This is a genomic window from Streptomyces sp. NPDC005485 (assembly GCF_040606085.1).
Lineage (GTDB): Bacteria > Actinomycetota > Actinomycetes > Streptomycetales > Streptomycetaceae > Streptomyces.
Genome location: NZ_JBEXDZ010000063.1, coordinates 1 through 18,187, shown reverse-complemented (window position 1 = coordinate 18,187; position 18,187 = coordinate 1). Strand labels below are relative to the sequence as shown.

The following is an 18,187-nucleotide window of genomic DNA, read 5'->3' as shown; positions in this document are numbered from 1 at the left end:
GCTCGAACGGGCCGACAAAGCGCCGGACGGCCCGGCCGATCAGCCCGTTCGAAGACTACGACGGGGGTCTGACATTCCAGCCCGCGATCACCGGACGACCGTGTTCCGTACTGAGCCGGCAGAGCGTTCCGGTCGCGAGCTGGAACAGGGCGCCGCTCGACGCCGGCAGCCCGAGGCGCCGGGCGGTCAGCACCCGCAGGAAGTGGCCGTGCGCCACCAGGACGACGCACCCCTCGTTGTTGGCGAACGCGGCATCCACCTTGGCCAGCACACGGTCGGCGCGTTCCCCCACCTCCTGCGGCGTCTCGCCGGGGTGCTCCGGCGGCCCGGGCGCGACCCCGTCGGTGAACAGGAACCAGTCCGGCCGCTCGCGCTGGATCTCGACGGTGGTGACCCCCTCGTACCCGCCGTAGTCCCATTCCCGCAGGTCCGTGTCGAGCGACGCCTCGTCGAGCCCGATGAGCTGCGCCGTCTCGCGGGCCCGTTGCAGCGGGCTGACGAAGGCGGCGCCGATCCGGTGCGAGCGGATCAGCGGGACCAGCCTGCGTGCCTCCTCCCGGCCGTTCTCGGTGAGCGGCACGTCCGTCGAGCCGGTGTGCCGCCCGGAACGCGACCACGCGGTCTCACCGTGCCGGACGAGGAAGAGATCACCCATGCGGCCACCCTAGGGGGCTTCTACTGCCGGTACCCGCCGAGGAACCGCCCGATCCGTCCGATCGCCGCCTCCAGGTCGTCCGCGTGGGGGAGCGTCAGGATGCGGAAGTGGTCCGGGGTCGGCCAGTTGAAGCCGGTGCCCTGGACGACCTGGATCTTCTCCCGCAGAAGCAGGTCGAGGACGAACTTCTCGTCGTCGTGGATCTTGTACACCTCGGGGTCGATGCGCGGGAACGCGTACAGGGCCCCCTTGGGCTTGACGCACGACACCCCGGGGATCTCGTTGAGCTTCTTCCACGCCACGTTGCGCTGTTCGTGGAGACGGCCGCCCGGGGCGGTCAGCTCGTGGATGGACTGGCGGCCGCCGAGCGCGGCCTGAATGGCGTACTGGGCGGGCGCGTTGGGGCACAGCCGCATGGAGGCCAGCATGGTCAGGCCCTCCAGGTAGCTGCGGGCGTGCTGCTTGGGCCCGGTGACGACCAGCCAGCCGGAGCGGAACCCCGCCACCCGGTAGGTCTTGGAGAGGCCGCAGAAGGTGAGGACCACCAGATCGGGGGCGAGGGCGGCGGCCGAGTGGTGCACGGCGTCGTCGTAGAGGATCTGGTCGTAGATCTCGTCGGCGAAGACCATCAGGCCGTGGCGGCGGGCGAGGTCGAGGATGCCCTCGATGATCTCCTTCGGATACACCGCGCCCGTCGGGTTGTTGGGGTTGATGATCACGACCGCGCGGGTCCGGTCGTTGATCTTCGCCTCCATGTCGGCCAGGTCCGGGTACCAGTCGGACTGCTCGTCGCAGAGGTAGTGGACCGCCTTGCCGCCGGCGAGTGTGGTGACCGCCGTCCAGAGCGGGAAGTCCGGGGCGGGGATGAGGACTTCGTCGCCGTCCTCGATGAGCGCCTGGACCGCCATGGAGACGAGTTCGGAGACGCCGTTGCCCAGGAAGACGTCGTCCACGTCGACCGCGAGGCCCTGTTCCTGGTAGCGCTGGGCCACCGCGCGGCGGGCGGAGAGGATGCCGCGCGAGTCCGTGTAGCCGTGCGCCTGAGGCAGCATCCGGATCATGTCCTGGAGGATCTCCTCGGGCGCCTCGAAGCCGAAGGCCGCGGGGTTCCCGGTGTTGAGGCGCAGCACGCTGTGGCCCGCCTTCTCCAGCGCGTCGGCGTGCTCGATGACCGGACCGCGGATCTCGTAACAGACCTCGCTCAACTTGCTCGACTGCCGGAACTCCATGCGCTGCGCCCTCCGGTTGTGGTGTTGCTTGGTTTTACCAAGTAGGTGCTTGGAAAGTCCAATGACATGTCTAGACTGCGTCCCATGTCACCTCGCCGAAGCTACGACCAGTACTGTTCAGCGGCCCGTGCGCTCGACCTCGTCGGGGACCGGTGGACCCTGCTGATCGTCCGGGAGCTGCTCGCCGGCCCGCGCCGCTACACCGACCTGCACGCGGACCTGCCGGGCGTGAGCACCGACGTACTCGCCTCGCGGCTGAAGGACATGGAGCGCGACGGCCTGACGACCCGCCGCCGGCTGCCGCCGCCCGCGGCCGCCTACGTCTACGAACTCACCGGACGCGGACGGGAGTTGCTGCCCGTGCTGCAGGCCCTCGGCGCCTGGGGTGCGCCCGCCCTTGCGGAGCGCCGGCCCACCGACGCGATCCGCGCCCACTGGTTCGCGCTGCCGCTGCTGCGCTGCCTGGCGGGCGAGGGTGAGGGTGTCGTCCAAGTGCGGTTGGACGAAGGGGAGTTCCATCTGCGCGTCGGACCGGGCGAGGGGGCGGTCTACGGGGAGGGTTCCTCTGCCGAGGAGCCCGACACCCGCCTCGCGCTGGACACGGAGACGTGCGCGGCCCTGGACCAGGGTTCCCTGACGCTGCGTCAGGCCATCCAGGACGGGCGTATCGAGGTGTCGGGAGAGGGCCGGCTGGCCAAGGCGCTGCGCGACAGCTGAGAACCAAGACTTGCTCGGTCACTTCGAGCGACCTCGAAATCATTGCGGTCCACCCTGCGCCGACGTCAGGCTCGCGTTCCGGATTCTTCGCCCCGTTCCCGCACGGCACCTGGAGCACGATCGCATGCGCATAAAGAAGTCCCTGGCCGTCCTGTTCAGTGCCGCCGCACTCGCCGTCGGCCTCGCAACCACCGCGGCCGCACCGGCCTCGGCCGCCTCCGGCTGCTGGTACAGCGGCAGCCACTGGTGGTGCAACAACACGAGCGGCGCCGCGGTCTACGGCTACAAGGACCAGGCCCGCAACTACCCGGACTCCAGCCGCGTCGTCGGCCGCATGTACTCCAACCCGAGCTGGTTCCAGTGCCGTTACGACGGCAGCCTGCCCGACGAGTACGTGGGCGGCCCGCACCCCTACCGCTGGGTGTGGACCGAGGCCGACAACGGCGCGTACGGCTGGATGAAGGACACCGCCATCTCCAGCGAGACCAACACGCTCCCGGCCTGCTGGTAGCAGTCCCGCTCGGCCCGGACACGTAGGCACAACTCACAGGGGGATTCATGCAGTTCATCAAGAGCGTCGCGGCCGCAGCGGCAGCCGTCGGGCTCGCCGCAGGACTCGTCGTCGCCACCGCACCCGCTTCGGCGGCGGCCTCCGGGTGCTGGTACAACGGGAGCCACTGGTGGTGCAACAACGTGAGCGGCGCCGCGGTGTACGAACCGGCGCCGACCAACGGGGTCCCGCACGCGGACGTCGTCGTCGGACACATGTACTCCAACCCGAGCTGGTTCGTCTGCTACCGCGAAGACGGACCGTACGTCGGCGGGCCGCACCCCTACCGCTGGGTGTTCACCAAGGCCGACAACGGCGTGTGGGGCTATATGAAGGACACGTCGATCTACAGCGAGACGAACCCGCTGCCGGTCTGCTGACCGACCGGCCCCACAGGGGAGGCCCGCCGTGTCACGGGGGACACGGCGGGCCTCCGCCTTTCATGGGTGCGTCACATACCCGACGGCGCCCGTGCGGGCCGTCCCGAGCCGCGTGTCAGCGCGTAGCCGCCGATGCCCGCGAGCGCGGCCAGGATGCCGCCGATCCCCGTCCACACCCATCGGTCGGACCACCAGCCGGAGGCCCAGCCGCCGTCGGGTTCGATCGAGGACAGCGCGGCCTCCGCGCGGCCGGAGTCCTCGTCCGAGTCCGACTTCTCGGAGGTCGTCGCGATCCCCGGGACCAGCGGCTTCGCGAGCGAGCCGTCGACTGCCGCTGCGCCGCCGATGTCCTTGGAGTCGACCTGGACCGAGGCGTCGACCGGCTGCCCGAGGTCGGACGACTGCAGTCCGGTGACGGTCAGCCGGATGTAGTACGTGCCCGGCAGCGGGTCGTTCGCCCAGGTCTCCGACCAGGCGCGGACCGTGCGCATGGTGCAGGCCAGGTCCACGGAGGCGGTGTTCTGCGCCGCCGTCCGGGTCTGCGCCCCGTACTGGCACGCCTGTCGGCGCCGCAGTCCGTCGTACACATCGATCTGCCAGGTCTCGCCGGCGTGCGTGTCGGGCAGCTTGACCGTCGCCTTCACGGTGGGCCGCTGCCCGGCGTCCGCGGGGAACGACCAGTACAGGTAGTCGCCCGTGGACGCGCCGGCGGTGGCCTGCTGACCCTGGTCGATCTCGGTCGCCGTACGGAAGGAGGTGCCCGCCTCGGTGGGGGCGCCGCTGTCGTCCGAGGGGCTCGCGGAGGGTGAGGAGTCGGCCGCGGCGGGGGCCACGGCGAGTCCGAGCGTCAGGAACGCCGCGCTCAACACACGGGTGATACGCATCAGTTGGTCCTCCAGACCGCGACACGCCAGCGCGAGATCCAGCCCCACAGCAGACCGGCGACGAAGCCGGTGAGCACCAGGGCGCCGAGCAGCCACCAGCCGCGCCCGAGGCCGAAGGAGGCCACATCGCCCGCCTGGTCGGGCCCGTTGACGACGTCGACGGTCAGCTCCAGCGGCATGCCGGGCGTGGTCTTCACGCCCGCCGTCGCCGAGAAGGAGTTGGTGACCTGCAGGCACACGACCTCGGCCGCGGGCTTGTCGCTGTCGTCGTCCAGCTCGGGCTTCGGATACCGCAGACCCGTCGACACCACGTCCGTACGGCCGTTGCCCGTCGCCTCACCGCGGACGATCTCGCGGCCGTGCACGGTGACCGCCCGCAGCAGCACCCCGTAGTCGGGGTTCACGGCACGGTCCGCCGCGACGCTCACCGAGGTGCGCAGCTCCTGACCGGCCTGGACCTCCACGCGGTACCAGCGCTGCTGGCCGAACTCCTCGCGGTCGGTGAAGAGCCCCGACTTGAGGGTGGGCGCCTTCGCACACGCCGCGGCGCCGTCCACGGCGACCGGTGTCACCACCGGATCGGCCGCTCGTTCCACCAACTGCCCGACGCGGTCGGTGAGTTCTTCCTTGTGCTGAACGGAGGTGTACGTCCCGCCGGTGGCATCCGCGATGCAGCTGAGCTGGTCGCGGGTCTTCGCGTCGGGTACGAGCCCCAGGGTGTCGATCGTGAGGCCGATCCCCTTGGCGGCGATGTCGCGGGCGACCTCGCACGGGTCGAGCGGCTGACAGGTGTCCTCGCCGTCGCTGATGAGGACGATGCGGCGCGAACCCTCGCCGCCGTTCAGGTCGTCGGCCGCCTTCAGCAGCGCGGGTCCGATCGGCGTCCAGCCGGTGGGTGCGAGCGTCGCGACCGCCGTCTTCGCCTCGGTCCGGTCGAGCGGTCCGACCGGGTAGAGCTGCTCGGTGTCCTTGCAGCCCGTCTTGCGGTCGTTGCCGCGGTAGTTGGCGCCCAGGGTGCGTATGCCGAGCTGGACCTCCTCGGGCGTCGCGTCCAGCACCTCGTTGAACGCCTGCTTCGCCGCGGCCATCCGCGAGCCGCCGTCGATGTCCCGGGCCCGCATCGAACCGCTGACGTCCAGCACGAGTTCGACCTTGGGAGCGGCCTGCTCCGCCGTTTCGTCGGCGACCGCTCCGGCCGGGAAGGCGATGCCGGCCGTCAGGGCGGCGAGCAGGGCGCAGACCCCTGCCGCCAGCCGTTGTCTTGTGATCATCGCCGGATCCTATGGAGCAAAGGGGTCCGGCTTCAAAACGAGGGTGAGATGAGGGGGTTCGGGAGCCGTGCCCACTGGTCGCCGGGCGTCTGCGGGGTCAGTCGCATGAGGGTCAGCGCCTTGGTCGGGAGCGGTTCGTCGAGAAGCGCCGCGAGGTCCGCGGTGCGCGGAAGATCCCGTACGGCGGTGGTGAGGGCCTCGCGCAGGGCGGGCGCCGAGCCCGCGGTCGCCGCCAGCGCACCGGCGACAAGGGAGCCGAAGAGCTTGCGGCGCAGGGTGACTTCGTCGTCCGTGACGATGCGTCCGGACAGGTTCGGGACCGCGATGCCGTGCCGGGCCAGCCGGGCCGGGCTGACGCGGATGTCGGCGAGGTCGCGGTAGACGAGCCGTAGGGGCGCGTCCGTGGCGGAGAGCACGACGAGCAGGTTCTGTCCGTGCGCCTCCAGGGCCACGCCCAGATCCAGCAGCCGCAGACCGACCGTGAGGGTCAGCCGGGTGAACTCGGCCATCCAGGAAGGGGATTGCGAAAGGCCCGTCGCGGGCAGGGCCGCCACCGGGACGACGCGCTCGCCGGCCTCCGCCGACACGTACACCTCCGGCGGTTCGCGCAACACGGCGGCCAGGTCGGGGGTGTGCGCGGTGACCGCTCCCAGGGTGCGTGTCACGTGCAGCAGACCGCCCGTCCGTCCGGCCACGCTCTCCACGAACGCCGAGACGGCCTGCGAGATCGCGACCGAGTGCACCGAGATGTCCCGCACGGACGAGGTCAGCCGCGCACTCAGTGCCGTCTTCACATGCGGCCCGTCGGGGAGCGCGAGCGTGCGCAGCGACATCAACGGGTGGGCGGGAAGCCCCCCTTGAGCCGCCGGGCCGAGTGCGCCGAGTCCGGCCAGTACGTCGCTCGCGCCGAGTACGTGATCCGCCTGCCAGGGGTGCACCGGGATCAGTACCCGGTCCCCGTCGCGCAGCCACTTCGGCCAGTCGCCCGCGACCAGGCATGCGTCGGACGGCACGGCGGCGAGGCCCAGCTCCACGAGGGGCCGGTGCTCCGGCCCGTACGCGAGCTGCTCCGCCACCGAGAAGCCGGGCCGGGAACGGCAGTTGGGGTGGTACGGGTGCCCGTCGACCACCCGCTGCTCCCACTCCCGGCTCGTTCCCGGTTCGGGTCCCGGCCCGGGCTGACCGGCGCGGGAGAGCGCCAACGAGGCGACGCTGTGATCGAGCTCGGCGGCGAAGGCCGGCCCGTGCGGGACGGTGAGCGCCGTCATCAGCCGGGCCGGGCGGTCGTACGACCTGCCGTCGAGCCGTACCTCGGTGACATACGCGGCGGTCGCGTACGGGTCCGCGGGCGGACCGGACAACCGGCGCCCGTCGGCCAACTGCAGCGTCAGACCGCCGGGCCCCGGTTCGCGGCGCGCGATCCAGGGCATCGGCTCATGGGCCAGCGCACGCCACAGGCGCGACAGCACGGCTGCCCTGGCACCGGGAAGTCCGGCCGCGTACGACGCCGACAGGTCGGGCCGTACGACGCTCAGCTCGGCGGCGATCACGCCCTCGGCGTCGGGCGTGAGGGGACGGTGCACGGTCGGGCTCCTTGGCTACGGGGACCGCGTCGCGGCGGCCCACGACGACAGACATACTGATCACCAGTGCACCGTATGGAACGAACCGTATGGACCGTTGGGAACGAATGGATCGCGTGGACGACCTGGAGACCGCCGCCGACGCCTACGCGGCGGCCCCCCTCCTCAACTGCCTGCTGCGGGAGGCCGCGCAGCCCACGGAGGAACCGGGCGTGCACCGACTGCGGGGCGGCGGCCGGCTGATCAGGGTGCGCGGAACGCGGCGCCCGGCCCGGCCCGAACTGCACGCGAACGGTGCCTGGCACCGCCTCGGCCACGCCGAGTTGGTCAAACTCACCGCCGAGGAACTGCGCCGGCTCACCGGCCTGTCCAACTCCGAACTCCCCGCCGAGATGATCGACAGCCGGGAGGCGGTGGCAGCACTCCTCGGAGCACGCGCCCGGGCGACCCCGCCCGACGACCTCTACCGGCTGTCCGAGCAGTCCCTGATCACCGGCCACCCCTACCATCCCGCGCCCAAGGCCCGCGGAGGCGGCCCGGTCGCGGGCTGGCTGCCGTACGCACCCGAGGCGTACGCCCGCTTCCCGCTGGAACTGCTCGGCGTGCGCGAGGACGCGGTCGTGGAGGAGGGCGACACGGGCGCGCTCGACGCCCTGGGCACCGCCCCGCCCGGCTACCGGCTGCTCCCGGCCCACCCCTGGCAGCTCGACCTCGTCGCCGGACGCCCGGAGATCCGCGCCGCCCTCGCCGACGGCCGGCTCGTACGCCTCGGCCGCACCGGGCGTTCTGTCTGGCCGACGGCCGCGGTCCGTACGCTGTACGTTCCCGGCGACGACCTGTTCGTGAAGTTCAGCCTCGATGTGCGCATCACCAATGACATCCGTCGGCTGTGGCGCCACGACCTGCTGAAGCTGCGCCGCACGGACGAGGCGGTCGTGCGGGCCTTCGCCGCCCTGCCCGGCCGGGCAGGCTGGCTGAGCGACCGCGGCTACCGCACCGCGGACTTCGCCTTCGAGGAACTCGCCGTCCTCGTCCGCGACGGACTCGCCGACCACGTCCTGCCCGGCGCTACCCCGCTGCTGTCCGCCGCCCTCGTGGAGGGCTTCGACGGCAGCCCGCTCGACCGGCTCACCGATCCGGCGGCCTGGTGGGCGGCGTACCTGCGCGCGGTGGTGCCCCCCGCCCTGCACGCGTTCGCCCGCCACGGCGTCGTCCTGGAGGCGCACCTGCAGAACACCCTGGTCGCCGTCGACGCCGACGGCCTGCCCGTCCAGGCGCTGTTCCGGGACGCGGAGGGCGTGAAGCTGCTGCCGGAGGTCACGCGCGCGGCGGGCTGGGAACGGCTCGTGTACTGCCTGGTCGTCAACCACCTCGCCGAACTGGCCGCCCTGCTCGCCGAACGCCACCCCGAGCAGGACCTGTGGGCCGCCGTACGCCGCGAGCTGATCCGCTACGACACCGAGCACGGCCTTCCCGAGATCGCGGGCCTGCTGGCCTCGCCCACGCTGCCCGGCAAGACGAACCTGCTGCTGCGCTGGACGGGCGCGGACGGCGCGGACGCCCGCTATCTGCCCCTGCCGAACCCGCTGGCCGGTCATTAATGCCCGGCACCCCGGTGAGCGGCTGATTTACAGTGGCCGGTGTGCTCCGCGACGTGACTGCTGTGCGATACGTGACCCCGCTGACGGCGGGCGGCTCCGTGCCCGGAGTCGTCGAGGCCGACGACCTGGGGACCTACGTCGTGAAGTTCACCGGCTCCGCCCAGGGCCGCAAGGCGCTGGTCGCCGAGGTGATCGTCGGCGAGCTGGCCCGCGCCCTCGGCCTGCGCTTCCCCGAACTGGTGCTCGTGCACTTCGACCCGGCGGTCGCCGCCGACGAACCGCACCAGGAGGTCCAGGACCTGCTGCACGCCAGTGCCGGGCTCAACCTCGGCATGGACTATCTGCCGGGCGCCAAGGACTTCACCCCGGAGGTCGCCGAGCGGTGCACGGTCGACCCACTGGAGGCGGGCAAGGTGATCTGGCTCGACGCCCTCACCGTCAACGTGGACCGCACGGTGCACAGCTCGAACCTGATGATCTGGCCCACCTTCGGCATCGCACCGCCGCGGCTGTGGCTCATCGACCACGGCGCGGCCCTGGTCTTCCACCACCGCTGGGACGCCTCGGACCCCGAGAAGGCCTACGACTTCCGCCACCACGCCCTCGGGGGCTACGCGCCCGACGTGCGGACCGCCGACGCGCAGCTGGCGCCCCGGGTGACGCTCGATCTGCTGCGCGAGGTCACGGCGGCCGTACCGGACGCCTGGCTGGCCGAGGAGGAGGGCTTCTCCACGCCGGACGCGGTCCGCGAGGCGTACGTGCGGTACCTCCACGCGCGCGTGGAGAGCTCCGTCGCCTGGCTGCCCACCGACTTCCCCACCCGGGAGGAACTGGCCGCCGAGGAGGCGCAGCGCGCGGCGAGGACCCAGCGGGGCCGCCCGAACTGGCTCAAGCGGGTCCCCGACCTGCACGGCAAACCCGCGGCGGAACAGGACTGGTCGGTGCATCTGGGATGACCGGGTGGCCCCGGGAAAGTCCCGGGGCCACCCGGACAGGCCGGTGCGGTGAGCCTCAGCCGTTCAGCTGCTCGTACGCGGGCAGCGTGAGGAAGTCCGCGTAGTCCTCGTCGAGCGAGACCTGCAGGAGCAGGTCGTGCGCCTGCTGCCAGTTGCCGGCCGCGAAGGCCTCCTCGCCGATCTCGGCGCGGATGTTCGCGAGTTCCCGGGCGGCGACCTCGCGCGCCAGCTCGGGCGTGGCCTTCACCGTGTTCCCGGCGTGCTCGAACTCGACGCCCGCGTTGATCCACTGCCAGATCTGCGAGCGGGAGATCTCGGCGGTGGCCGCGTCCTCCATCAGGTTGAAGATGGCGACCGCGCCGAGACCGCGCAGCCACGCCTCGATGTAACGGATGCCGACCTGGACGGCGTTGACCAGACCGTCGTACGTGGGGTGCGCCTTCAGCGAGTCGATCGCGATCAGGTCACCCGGCTTGACGTCGACGTCCTCGCGCAGCCGGTCCTTCTGGTTCGGCTTTTCGCCGAGCACGGCGTCGAAGGAGGCCATGGCGATCGGAACGAGGTCGGGGTGGGCCACCCAGGACCCGTCGAAGCCGTCGCCCGCCTCGCGGTCCTTGTCGGCCTTGACCTTCTCGAAGGCGACCTTGTTGACCTCTTCGTCCCGGCGCGAGGGGATGAACGCGGCCATGCCGCCGATCGCGTGGGCGCCGCGCTTGTGGCAGGTGCGGACGAGGAGTTCGGTGTACGCGCGCATGAACGGGGCCGTCATCGTCACCGCGTTGCGGTCCGGCAGGACGAACCTGGCGCCGCCGTCACGGAAGTTCTTGACGATGGAGAAGAGGTAGTCCCAGCGGCCCGCGTTCAACCCGGCGGCGTGGTCACGGAGTTCGTAGAGGATCTCCTCCATCTCGTACGCCGCGGTGATCGTCTCGATCAGGACGGTCGCGCGGACGGTGCCCCGCGGGATGCCGACGTAGTCCTGCGCGAACACGAAGACGTCGTTCCACAGGCGCGCCTCAAGGTGCGACTCCGTCTTCGGCAGGTAGAAATACGGGCCTTTGCCGAGGTCGATCAGGCGCTGCGCGTTGTGGAAGAAGTAGAGGCCGAAGTCGACGAGTGCGCCGGGGACCTGGGTGCCGTCGGGGGCGACGAGATGGCGCTCGCTCAGGTGCCAGCCGCGGGGCCGCATCACGACGGTGGCGAGCTGGTCGTTGTCCTTGAGGGCGTACGTCTTGCCGGTGCGCTCGTCCGTGAAGTCGATGTTCCGGCTGTAGGCGTCGATCAGGTTCACCTGGCCGAGGACCACGTTCTCCCAGGTGGGCGCGGAGGCGTCCTCGAAGTCCGCGAGCCAGACCTTCGCGCCCGAGTTCAGGGCGTTGATGGTCATCTTGCGGTCGGTGGGGCCGGTGATCTCGACGCGGCGGTCGTTCAGCGCGGCCGGAGCGGGCGCGACCTTCCAGGAGTCGTCCGCGCGGACGGCGGCGGTCTCCGGAAGGAAGTCGAGCGAGGAGGTGCGGGCGATCTCGGCGCGGCGCTCCGCCCGGCGGGCGAGGAGCTCGTCACGCCGGGGCGTGAACAGCCGGTGCAGCTCGGCCACGAAGGCGAGGGCCGCGTCGGTGAGGACCTCTTCCTGCCGGGGCAGGGGCTCGGCGTCGACGATGGCCAGCGGGGACGGCGCTGGTGCGGACATGAGCTGTCACTTCCTTCAGCGAGCGTGGCACCGGGTGCCAATCGACCCGGGTAGGGCGGTGAGCGCCCGCGGAGCAGTAGGACGCTTCTGAGCAGTGGATAGTAGTTTCCTCATGGTGGAAGTTCAATGATTTGTTGATGTCGAGATTCTCAGGGTCGACAGAAGGTGGCGCTCAGTGCCACCTCCTTCACTCAAGGTTCATTCGAGATGGACGAGATCGCCCTCCGTGTCGATGTCGTACGGCTGCGCCACATCACCGCACTCGATGAGCCTGACCGTGTCCGCGTGGGCCTTCAGGTAGGCGCGCGCTCCCCGGTCGCCCGTGGCGGTCGCCGCGATCCCGGCCCAGTGGTCGGCGCCGAAGAGCACCGGATGGCCGCGCTCCCCGTCGTAGGCGGCCGCGACGAGCGACGCCGGGGACTCGTACGCGGCCAGGACGCGGGCCAGCGCCTCGGCGCCGATGCCGGGCTGGTCGACGAGTGACACCAGCGCGGCCCGCGCACCCGTGCCCGCGAGCGAGGCGAGCCCCGCCCGCAGCGAGGAGCCCATGCCCTCCTCCCACCCCGGGTTGTCCACGAGAACGCAGCCGGGCAGCTCGGCCCGCTCCCGTACGGCCTCGGCCCGGGCGCCGAGCACCACATGAATCCGGCTACAGCCGCCCTCGCGCATCACCAGAGCCGCGTGCTCGACCAGGGGGCGCCCCCGATGGTCCAGCAGCGCCTTGGGCCGCCCTCCGAGGCGCCGGCCGCCGCCGGCCGCCAGCAGCACTCCGGCCACCTGGTCTCCGTTGTCCGTCATGGTTCCTGCATACCTGAACGGGCCGCTGTGTGCCCCCGCGGTGTCCGGGGACTGAATTTCGGTCCTCGGAGTGGCGCCCGGCGCATCGGGTGGCGTTTACTGGCCCGCGTCCCCCGGCGCCTGACCAACGCCACGGGGAGTTGGGCGGATCGACGAAGGACTTGCGCACAAAGACGTGCGAGGGGGAGAGCTGTGTTGCGGAGCTTGGGGCAGAGGCCAGTGACCGGCAGCGACGAGGATCCGAGGGTGGCGGAACTGAAGTCCGCCGTGTCCCGGCTGCGCCGTGAACTCGCCGCGCACCCCGCCGAGTTCCCGGACCGCGGCATCGCCGAGGACGAACTCGCCGCTCTCGCCGCGATGACCGTCAGCGGCATCCCCGAGATCCCGCGCCTGCGCCGCTCCCTGCTGCTGATCGCGGGCGCGATCGGCTCGGTCAGCGCCCTCGCCAAAGGCCTCTCGGCCGTACGCAGCGCGGTGGAACTGTTCGGCGAACCGCCGCGGCGCTGAGGCGAGTCGAAGCGCCGCGGGCCCTGAGCGGACGCCGCTCAGAGCGTCCCTTCTGCCCGCCCTTGAGCGGTCGGCCGCTCGCGTCCCCAGGCGGCCAGCGGCTGGAGCGCGTCGTTGAGGCGTGCGCCGTTTTCGGTCAGCGAGTACTCGACGCGAGGCGGCACCTCGTCGTAGGAGACACGGCGTACGACACCGTCCGCTTCCATCTCGCGCAGATGCGAGGCCAGCACCTTCTCGGTGATGCCCGGAAGCAGCCGACGCAACTCGCCGAAACGGCACGGGGAGTGCTCGTGGAGCGCCCAGAGGATGAGCACCTTCCACTTGCCCCCGATCACCTCCATCGCGGTGTCGATGCCGCAGATGTGTCCGTCCGCCGTGCCCGGCCGGTTCGACGTCGTCATGCCCCACCCCTTCCGACGTGCTCGCTCACCCCGGGGTAACCACCCACTCCCAAGTGCGTACTTGATCACCTCCGGGCCTGCGGCCAGCCTAATCGGCATGGCACAGAACACTGTTGAGAAGACCTCCGTCACGCTGCTGGGCCTCGGCGCGATGGGTACCGCACTGGCCCGGACCTGGCTGGCCGCCGGCCACCCGCTCACCGTATGGAACCGCACTGCGACCCGGGCGGCGGCGCTCGCCGCCGCGGGTGCTGACGTCGCGGACAGCGCCGCCCGAGCAGTCGCGGCCAGCCCCCTGGTCGTCGTCTGTCTGCTGGACGACGCCTCGGTCGGCGAGGCGCTGTCCGCGACCGACCTCGCCGGCAGGGACCTGGTCAATCTGACGACCAGCACCCCTGCCCAGGCCCGCGCCCGCGCCGAGTGGGCCCGCGCGCGGGGTGCCCGCTACCTGGACGGCGGGATCATGGCCGTTCCGCCGATGATCGGTGTCCCGGAGGCCGGCGGCTACGTCTTCTACAGCGGCTCACGCGAGCTGTTCGAGCGGCACCAGGAGACCTTGGGCGTCCCGGCAGGCACCGTCTACGTCGGCGAGGACGCGGGCTTCGCGGCGCTGCACGACGTGGCCCTGCTCAGCGCCATGTACGGGATGTTCGCCGGGGCGGCGCACGCCTTCGCCCTGATCCGCAAGGAGGACATCGACCCGGCGTCGCTCGCCCCGCTGCTCGCCGACTGGCTCACCGCGATGGCCCCGTCGATCCACCGCACCGCGGACCAGCTGCGGAGCGGTGACTACACCAAGGGGGTGGTCTCCGGTCTCACCATGCAGGTGGCCGGTACGTCGACCTTCCTGAGCACCGCCGAGCAGCAGGGCGTCAGCCCGGAACTGCTCAGCCCCTACTTCGAGCTGATGCGCCGCCGCCTGGCGGAGGGCGGCGGCGAGGAGGACCTGACGGGCGTGATCGACCTGCTGGTGCGCTGACCGGCAGCCTGTCGCCCGGGAGATGACCGGGATGCACCGTCCCCTAGGGGGTGCTTTGAAGGTCCGGTGCGGTGCCCGCGGTGTTCGGTGCGTGCCCTCGGCGTGCCGGACGAAGGCCCTCGTACTGGACGTACTTGGGGCTTCGGCCGGTGCGGCGAGGGTGCGTGCCGGGCGCCGTGGGTGCTGTGCGGGACTTTCAGAACACCCCCTAGGCGGCAGGACCCGGGTTCGCCAGTGCCTGCGACAGCTCCACCGCGACCTGCTGCAGCACGGGCACGATCCTGTCCGTGGCCGCCTCGGTGACGCGGCCCGCGGGGCCGGAGATCGAGATGGCGGCCGCGGTGGGGGAGTCGGGAACGGGCACCGCCAGACAGCGGACGCCGATCTCCTGCTCGTTGTCGTCGACCGCGTAGCCGAGGCGGCGTACCTCTTCGAGGGCGGTCAGGAAGCCGTCCGCCGTGGTGATCGTCTTGTCCGTGGCGGCGGGCATACCGGTCCGGGCGAGCAGCGCGCGCACCTCGGCCGCCGGGGTGTGCGCGAGCAGCGCCTTGCCCACGCCCGTGGAGTGCGGCAGCACCCGTCGGCCGACCTCGGTGAACATGCGCATCGAGTGCTTGGACGGCACCTGCGCCACGTACACGATCTCATCGCCGTCGAGCAGCGCCATGTTCGCCGTCTCGCCGGTCTCCTCCACGAGGCGCGCGAGATAAGGCCGGGCCCAGGTGCCGAGCAGCCGGGAGGCGGACTCGCCGAGGCGGATGAGGCGGGGCCCGAGTGCGTACCGCCGGTTGGGCTGCTGGCGGACGTAGCCGCTGGACACCAGCGTCCGCATCAGGCGATGGATGGTGGGCAGCGGCAGTCCGCTGCTCGCGGACAGCTCGCTCAACCCGACCTCGCCCCCCGCGTCCGCCATGCGCTCCAGCAGGTCGAAGGCGCGCTCAAGGGACTGGACGCCACCACTGGGAGCGGAGGATTTGGCGGCGTCGGTGGTGCTGGCGCTGGACGACGGCACGGCGGCGGTCCTTTCACTGGGCAGTGATGCAGCCTACCCGGCGGTCGGTTGACTGCTCGGTTGTGCGTAGCTAAGTTCTGCGTGACGGAATTCTAATTCCACTTTGTGGAAACGTCCAGGGTTGGCGGGTCCGGGGCACAGTGGACAGGTGAGCCCTTGACGGCATGAAGGTGGGAGTGAAGACTCCTTCAACAGAACGTTGAATTCCGTTACGCGGAGGTAAATCCGCTACGCGGGAGCAAGCGGCGGCATGGAGAGAGGGGTCCGGGTGTCCCAAGACGGAGACGGCGGAATGGTCGAACTGGTGCTGCGCTCGACGCGCGTCATTACCCCCGAGGGGACGCGGGCCGCCTCGGTCGCGGTCGCCGCGGGCAGGATCACGGCCGTACTCGCGTACGACGCCGAGGTGCCGGCCGGAGCCCGGCTGGAGGACTTCGGGGACGACGTCCTGCTGCCCGGGCTCGTCGACACCCACGTCCACGTCAACGACCCCGGGCGCACGGAGTGGGAGGGCTTCTGGACCGCGACACGCGCCGCGGCCGCCGGCGGCATCACCACGCTGATCGACATGCCGCTCAACTCCCTCCCGCCGACCACGACGGTCGACAACCTTCGTGCGAAGCAGGACGTCGCCGCCGCCAAGGCGCACATCGACGTCGGCTTCTGGGGTGGCGCGCTGCCCGACAACGTCAAGCACCTGCGCCCCCTGCACGACGCGGGCGTCTTCGGCTTCAAGGCGTTCCTGTCGCCGTCGGGCGTGGAGGAGTTCCCCGAGCTGGACCAGGAGCAGCTCGCCCAGTCCCTGGCCGAGATCGCCGGCTTCGGCGGTCTCCTCATCGTGCACGCCGAGGACCCGCACCACCTGGCCGCGGCCCCGCAGAAGGGCGGCCAGAAGTATGCCGACTTCCTCGCCTCGCGTCCGCGCGACGCCGAGGACACCGCGATCGGCAACCTCATCGCCCAGGCCAGGCGTCTGCACGCGCGCGTGCATGTGCTGCACCTGTCGTCGAGCGACGCGCTGCCGCTGATCGCCGCGGCGAAGGCCGAGGGTGTCCGCATCACCGTGGAGACCTGTCCGCACTACCTCACGCTCACCGCGGAGGAAGTCCCGGACGGCGCCAGCGAGTTCAAGTGCTGCCCGCCCATCCGCGAGGCCGCCAACCAGGACCTGCTGTGGCAGGCGCTCGCCGACGGCACGGTCGACTGTGTCGTCACCGACCACTCACCCTCCACGGCCGATCTGAAGACCGACGACTTCGCGACCGCGTGGGGCGGCATCTCCGGCCTTCAGCTGAGCCTCGCCGCTGTCTGGACCGAGGCCCGCAAGCGCGGGTACGGCCTGGAGGACGTCGTCCGCTGGATGTCCACGCGCACGGCGGAGTTGGTCGGCCTCGACGACCGCAAGGGCGCCATCGAGGCGGGCCGTGACGCCGACTTCGCCGTGCTCGCACCCGACGAGACCTTCACCGTGGACCCGGCCGCGCTGCAGCACCGCAACCGGGTCACCGCGTACGCGGGCAAGACGCTCAGCGGCGTGGTCAAGTCCACCTGGCTGCGCGGCGAACGCATCGTGGCCGACGGCGAGTTCACGCAACCCGCAGGCCGACTCCTCGAAAGGAAGAACTGATCACCGTGACGGCGCAGCAGCAGTCCTCTTTGCCTCACTTCACCGGAGACGCGAACCCGTACGGCGGCGGTGACCCGTACGCGGACTACCGCACGGCCGACTTCCCCTTCACCCAGTACGCCAACCTCGCCGACCGGCAGCTGGGCGCCGGAGTCGTCGCGGCCAACGACGAGTTCTTCGCCGAGCGCGAGAACCTCCTCGTACCCGGGCGCGCCGAGTTCGACCCGGAGCACTTCGGCCACAAGGGCAAGATCATGGACGGCTGGGAGACACGGCGGCGGCGCGGGGTCTCGGCCGAGCACCCGTGGCCCACGGCTGAGGACCACGACTGGGCGCTCGTACGGCTCGGCGCACCCGGCGTCGTGCGCGGCCTCGTCGTCGACACGGCCCACTTCCGCGGGAACTACCCGCAGGCGGTGTCGGTCGAGGGGACGTCCGTCGAGGGCGCGCCCACTCCCGAGGAACTCCTCGCGGACGACGTGAAGTGGACGACGCTTCTGCCGCGCACCTCGGTCGGCGGCCACGCCGCGAACGGCTTCGCCGTCTCCGTCGAGCAGCGTTTCACCCACCTGCGCGTCAACCAGCACCCGGACGGTGGCATCGCCCGGCTGCGCGTGTACGGCGAGGTCGTACCGGACCCGAAGTGGCTGACCACGCTGGGCACGTTCGACGTCGTAGCCCTGGAGAACGGTGGCCAGGCCGAGGACGCCTCGAACCTCTTCTACTCGCCCGCCACCAACACCATCCAGCCGGGCCGTTCACGCAAGATGGACGACGGCTGGGAGACCCGTCGCCGCCGCGACAACGGCAACGACTGGATCCGCTACCGGCTGCCCGCCCAGTCGGAGATCCGGGCGCTGGAGATCGACACGGCCTACCTCAAGGGCAACTCGGCGGGCTGGGCATCGGTGTCCGTCAGGAACGGCGAGGAGGGTGAGTGGACGGAGGTCCTCCCGCGCACCCGCCTGCAGCCCGACACCAACCACCGCTTCGTCCTCACCGGACCGGCTGTGGGCACCCACGCGCGCGTGGACATCTTCCCGGACGGCGGAATCTCCCGCCTGAGGCTGTTCGGCTCCCTGACGGAGGAGGGCGCGCAACGACTGCGGGCACGCCACCAGGAGCTGGGCGGGTCCTAGGGGGTGTTTTGAAAGTCCCGCACAGCACCCGCGGCGCCCGGCGCGCACCCTCGCCGCACCGGCCGAAGCCCCAAGTACGTCCAGTACGAGGGACTTCGTCCGGCACGCCGAGGGCACGCACCGAACACCGCGGGCACCGCGGGCACCGCACAGGACTTTCAAAACACCCCCTAGCCGGTCCGGCCGGCGGTATCCGGGGGCGGGTGGG

General features: G+C 71.2%; 18 protein-coding genes. 9 read left to right on the top strand and 9 right to left on the bottom strand.

The window, feature by feature from the left end; genetic code table 11:
- Nucleotides 1-55: 55 nt before the first annotated feature.
- Together ABZS97_RS21905 and ABZS97_RS21900 are read right to left on the bottom strand one after the other, a co-directional pair.
- Entirely contained in the window at nucleotides 56-655 is a 600-nt protein-coding gene (locus ABZS97_RS21905; protein ID WP_356139968.1) for a histidine phosphatase family protein, read from the bottom strand.
- Between the two features lie 20 nt (nucleotides 656-675).
- A complete protein-coding gene (locus tag ABZS97_RS21900) occupies nucleotides 676-1,884 on the bottom strand; it encodes a pyridoxal phosphate-dependent aminotransferase (RefSeq protein WP_356139967.1) in 1,209 nt (402 codons plus the stop codon).
- An 84-nt stretch (nucleotides 1,885-1,968) separates the two neighbouring features.
- Here ABZS97_RS21900 and ABZS97_RS21895 point away from each other — a divergent pair, with 84 nt between their 5' ends.
- From ABZS97_RS21895 to ABZS97_RS21885, 3 genes are all read left to right on the top strand, one after another.
- Nucleotides 1,969-2,601 (top strand): winged helix-turn-helix transcriptional regulator, encoded by a 633-nt coding sequence (locus ABZS97_RS21895; RefSeq protein WP_356139966.1) that lies wholly within the window; start codon nucleotides 1,969-1,971, stop codon nucleotides 2,599-2,601.
- Between the two features lie 124 nt (nucleotides 2,602-2,725).
- Nucleotides 2,726-3,112 carry a hypothetical protein gene (locus ABZS97_RS21890; protein ID WP_356139965.1) on the top strand — a complete coding sequence of 129 codons (387 nt, stop codon included), beginning with the start codon at nucleotides 2,726-2,728 and terminating at the stop codon, nucleotides 3,110-3,112.
- A gap of 47 nt (nucleotides 3,113-3,159) precedes the next feature.
- Nucleotides 3,160-3,531, top strand: a complete 372-nt coding sequence (locus ABZS97_RS21885; protein WP_356139964.1) for a hypothetical protein — start codon at nucleotides 3,160-3,162, stop codon at nucleotides 3,529-3,531.
- Nucleotides 3,532-3,602: 71 nt separating this feature from the next.
- Here ABZS97_RS21885 and ABZS97_RS21880 read toward each other — a convergent pair whose 3' ends face one another.
- From ABZS97_RS21880 to ABZS97_RS21870, 3 genes are read right to left on the bottom strand one after another with little or no spacing between them, the layout of a single operon-like run.
- Nucleotides 3,603-4,415 (bottom strand): hypothetical protein, encoded by an 813-nt coding sequence (locus ABZS97_RS21880; RefSeq protein ID WP_356139963.1) that lies wholly within the window; start codon nucleotides 4,413-4,415, stop codon nucleotides 3,603-3,605.
- Nucleotides 4,415-5,686, bottom strand: coding sequence for a VWA domain-containing protein (locus tag ABZS97_RS21875; RefSeq protein WP_356139962.1), 1,272 nt, complete (start codon nucleotides 5,684-5,686; stop codon nucleotides 4,415-4,417). The genes ABZS97_RS21880 and ABZS97_RS21875 overlap by 1 nt, the downstream gene beginning before the upstream one ends.
- Nucleotides 5,687-5,718: 32 nt before the next feature.
- Entirely contained in the window at nucleotides 5,719-7,269 is a 1,551-nt protein-coding gene (locus ABZS97_RS21870; protein ID WP_356139961.1) for an IucA/IucC family protein, read from the bottom strand.
- A gap of 107 nt (nucleotides 7,270-7,376) precedes the next feature.
- On the opposite strand from ABZS97_RS21870, the gene ABZS97_RS21865 reads away from it, so the two are divergent.
- Both ABZS97_RS21865 and ABZS97_RS21860 read left to right on the top strand, forming a co-directional pair.
- Nucleotides 7,377-8,870 (top strand): IucA/IucC family protein, encoded by a 1,494-nt coding sequence (locus tag ABZS97_RS21865; RefSeq protein ID WP_356139960.1) that lies wholly within the window; start codon nucleotides 7,377-7,379, stop codon nucleotides 8,868-8,870.
- A 41-nt stretch (nucleotides 8,871-8,911) separates the two neighbouring features.
- Nucleotides 8,912-9,826 carry a HipA family kinase gene (locus ABZS97_RS21860; RefSeq protein ID WP_356139959.1) on the top strand — a complete coding sequence of 305 codons (915 nt, stop codon included), beginning with the start codon at nucleotides 8,912-8,914 and terminating at the stop codon, nucleotides 9,824-9,826.
- Between the two features lie 55 nt (nucleotides 9,827-9,881).
- On the opposite strand, the gene aceB is transcribed toward ABZS97_RS21860, so the two are convergent.
- Both aceB and ABZS97_RS21850 read right to left on the bottom strand, forming a co-directional pair.
- Nucleotides 9,882-11,516: a malate synthase A gene (gene aceB, locus ABZS97_RS21855; RefSeq protein WP_356139958.1), complete on the bottom strand. Its 1,635-nt coding sequence runs from the start codon at nucleotides 11,514-11,516 to the stop codon at nucleotides 9,882-9,884.
- Nucleotides 11,517-11,714: 198 nt separating this feature from the next.
- A complete protein-coding gene (locus ABZS97_RS21850; protein ID WP_356139957.1) occupies nucleotides 11,715-12,314 on the bottom strand; it encodes a nucleotidyltransferase family protein in 600 nt (199 codons plus the stop codon).
- A gap of 219 nt (nucleotides 12,315-12,533) precedes the next feature.
- On the opposite strand from ABZS97_RS21850, the gene ABZS97_RS21845 reads away from it, so the two are divergent.
- The gene (locus ABZS97_RS21845) at nucleotides 12,534-12,821 is read left to right on the top strand and encodes a DUF5955 family protein (RefSeq protein WP_356139956.1); all 288 of its coding nucleotides are present in this window, start codon (nucleotides 12,534-12,536) and stop codon (nucleotides 12,819-12,821) included.
- Between the two features lie 38 nt (nucleotides 12,822-12,859).
- Here the strand turns inward: ABZS97_RS21845 and ABZS97_RS21840 are convergent, their stop codons facing one another.
- Nucleotides 12,860-13,222 (bottom strand): helix-turn-helix domain-containing protein, encoded by a 363-nt coding sequence (locus ABZS97_RS21840; protein ID WP_356139955.1) that lies wholly within the window; start codon nucleotides 13,220-13,222, stop codon nucleotides 12,860-12,862.
- 97 nt (nucleotides 13,223-13,319) lie between these two features.
- Between ABZS97_RS21840 and ABZS97_RS21835 the strand changes: the two genes are divergently transcribed.
- Nucleotides 13,320-14,201 (top strand): NAD(P)-binding domain-containing protein, encoded by an 882-nt coding sequence (locus ABZS97_RS21835; protein WP_356139954.1) that lies wholly within the window; start codon nucleotides 13,320-13,322, stop codon nucleotides 14,199-14,201.
- A 208-nt stretch (nucleotides 14,202-14,409) separates the two neighbouring features.
- Here the strand turns inward: ABZS97_RS21835 and ABZS97_RS21830 are convergent, their stop codons facing one another.
- Nucleotides 14,410-15,213 carry an IclR family transcriptional regulator gene (locus ABZS97_RS21830; RefSeq protein ID WP_356139953.1) on the bottom strand — a complete coding sequence of 268 codons (804 nt, stop codon included), beginning with the start codon at nucleotides 15,211-15,213 and terminating at the stop codon, nucleotides 14,410-14,412.
- A gap of 292 nt (nucleotides 15,214-15,505) precedes the next feature.
- Here ABZS97_RS21830 and allB point away from each other — a divergent pair, with 292 nt between their 5' ends.
- Together allB and alc are read left to right on the top strand one after the other, a co-directional pair.
- Complete coding sequence (gene allB, locus ABZS97_RS21825) at nucleotides 15,506-16,840, top strand: allantoinase AllB (protein WP_356139996.1); 1,335 nt, start codon at nucleotides 15,506-15,508, stop codon at nucleotides 16,838-16,840.
- A 5-nt stretch (nucleotides 16,841-16,845) separates the two neighbouring features.
- Nucleotides 16,846-17,979 carry an allantoicase gene (gene alc, locus ABZS97_RS21820; protein WP_356139952.1) on the top strand — a complete coding sequence of 378 codons (1,134 nt, stop codon included), beginning with the start codon at nucleotides 16,846-16,848 and terminating at the stop codon, nucleotides 17,977-17,979.
- The last annotated feature ends 208 nt before the right edge of the window (nucleotides 17,980-18,187 follow it).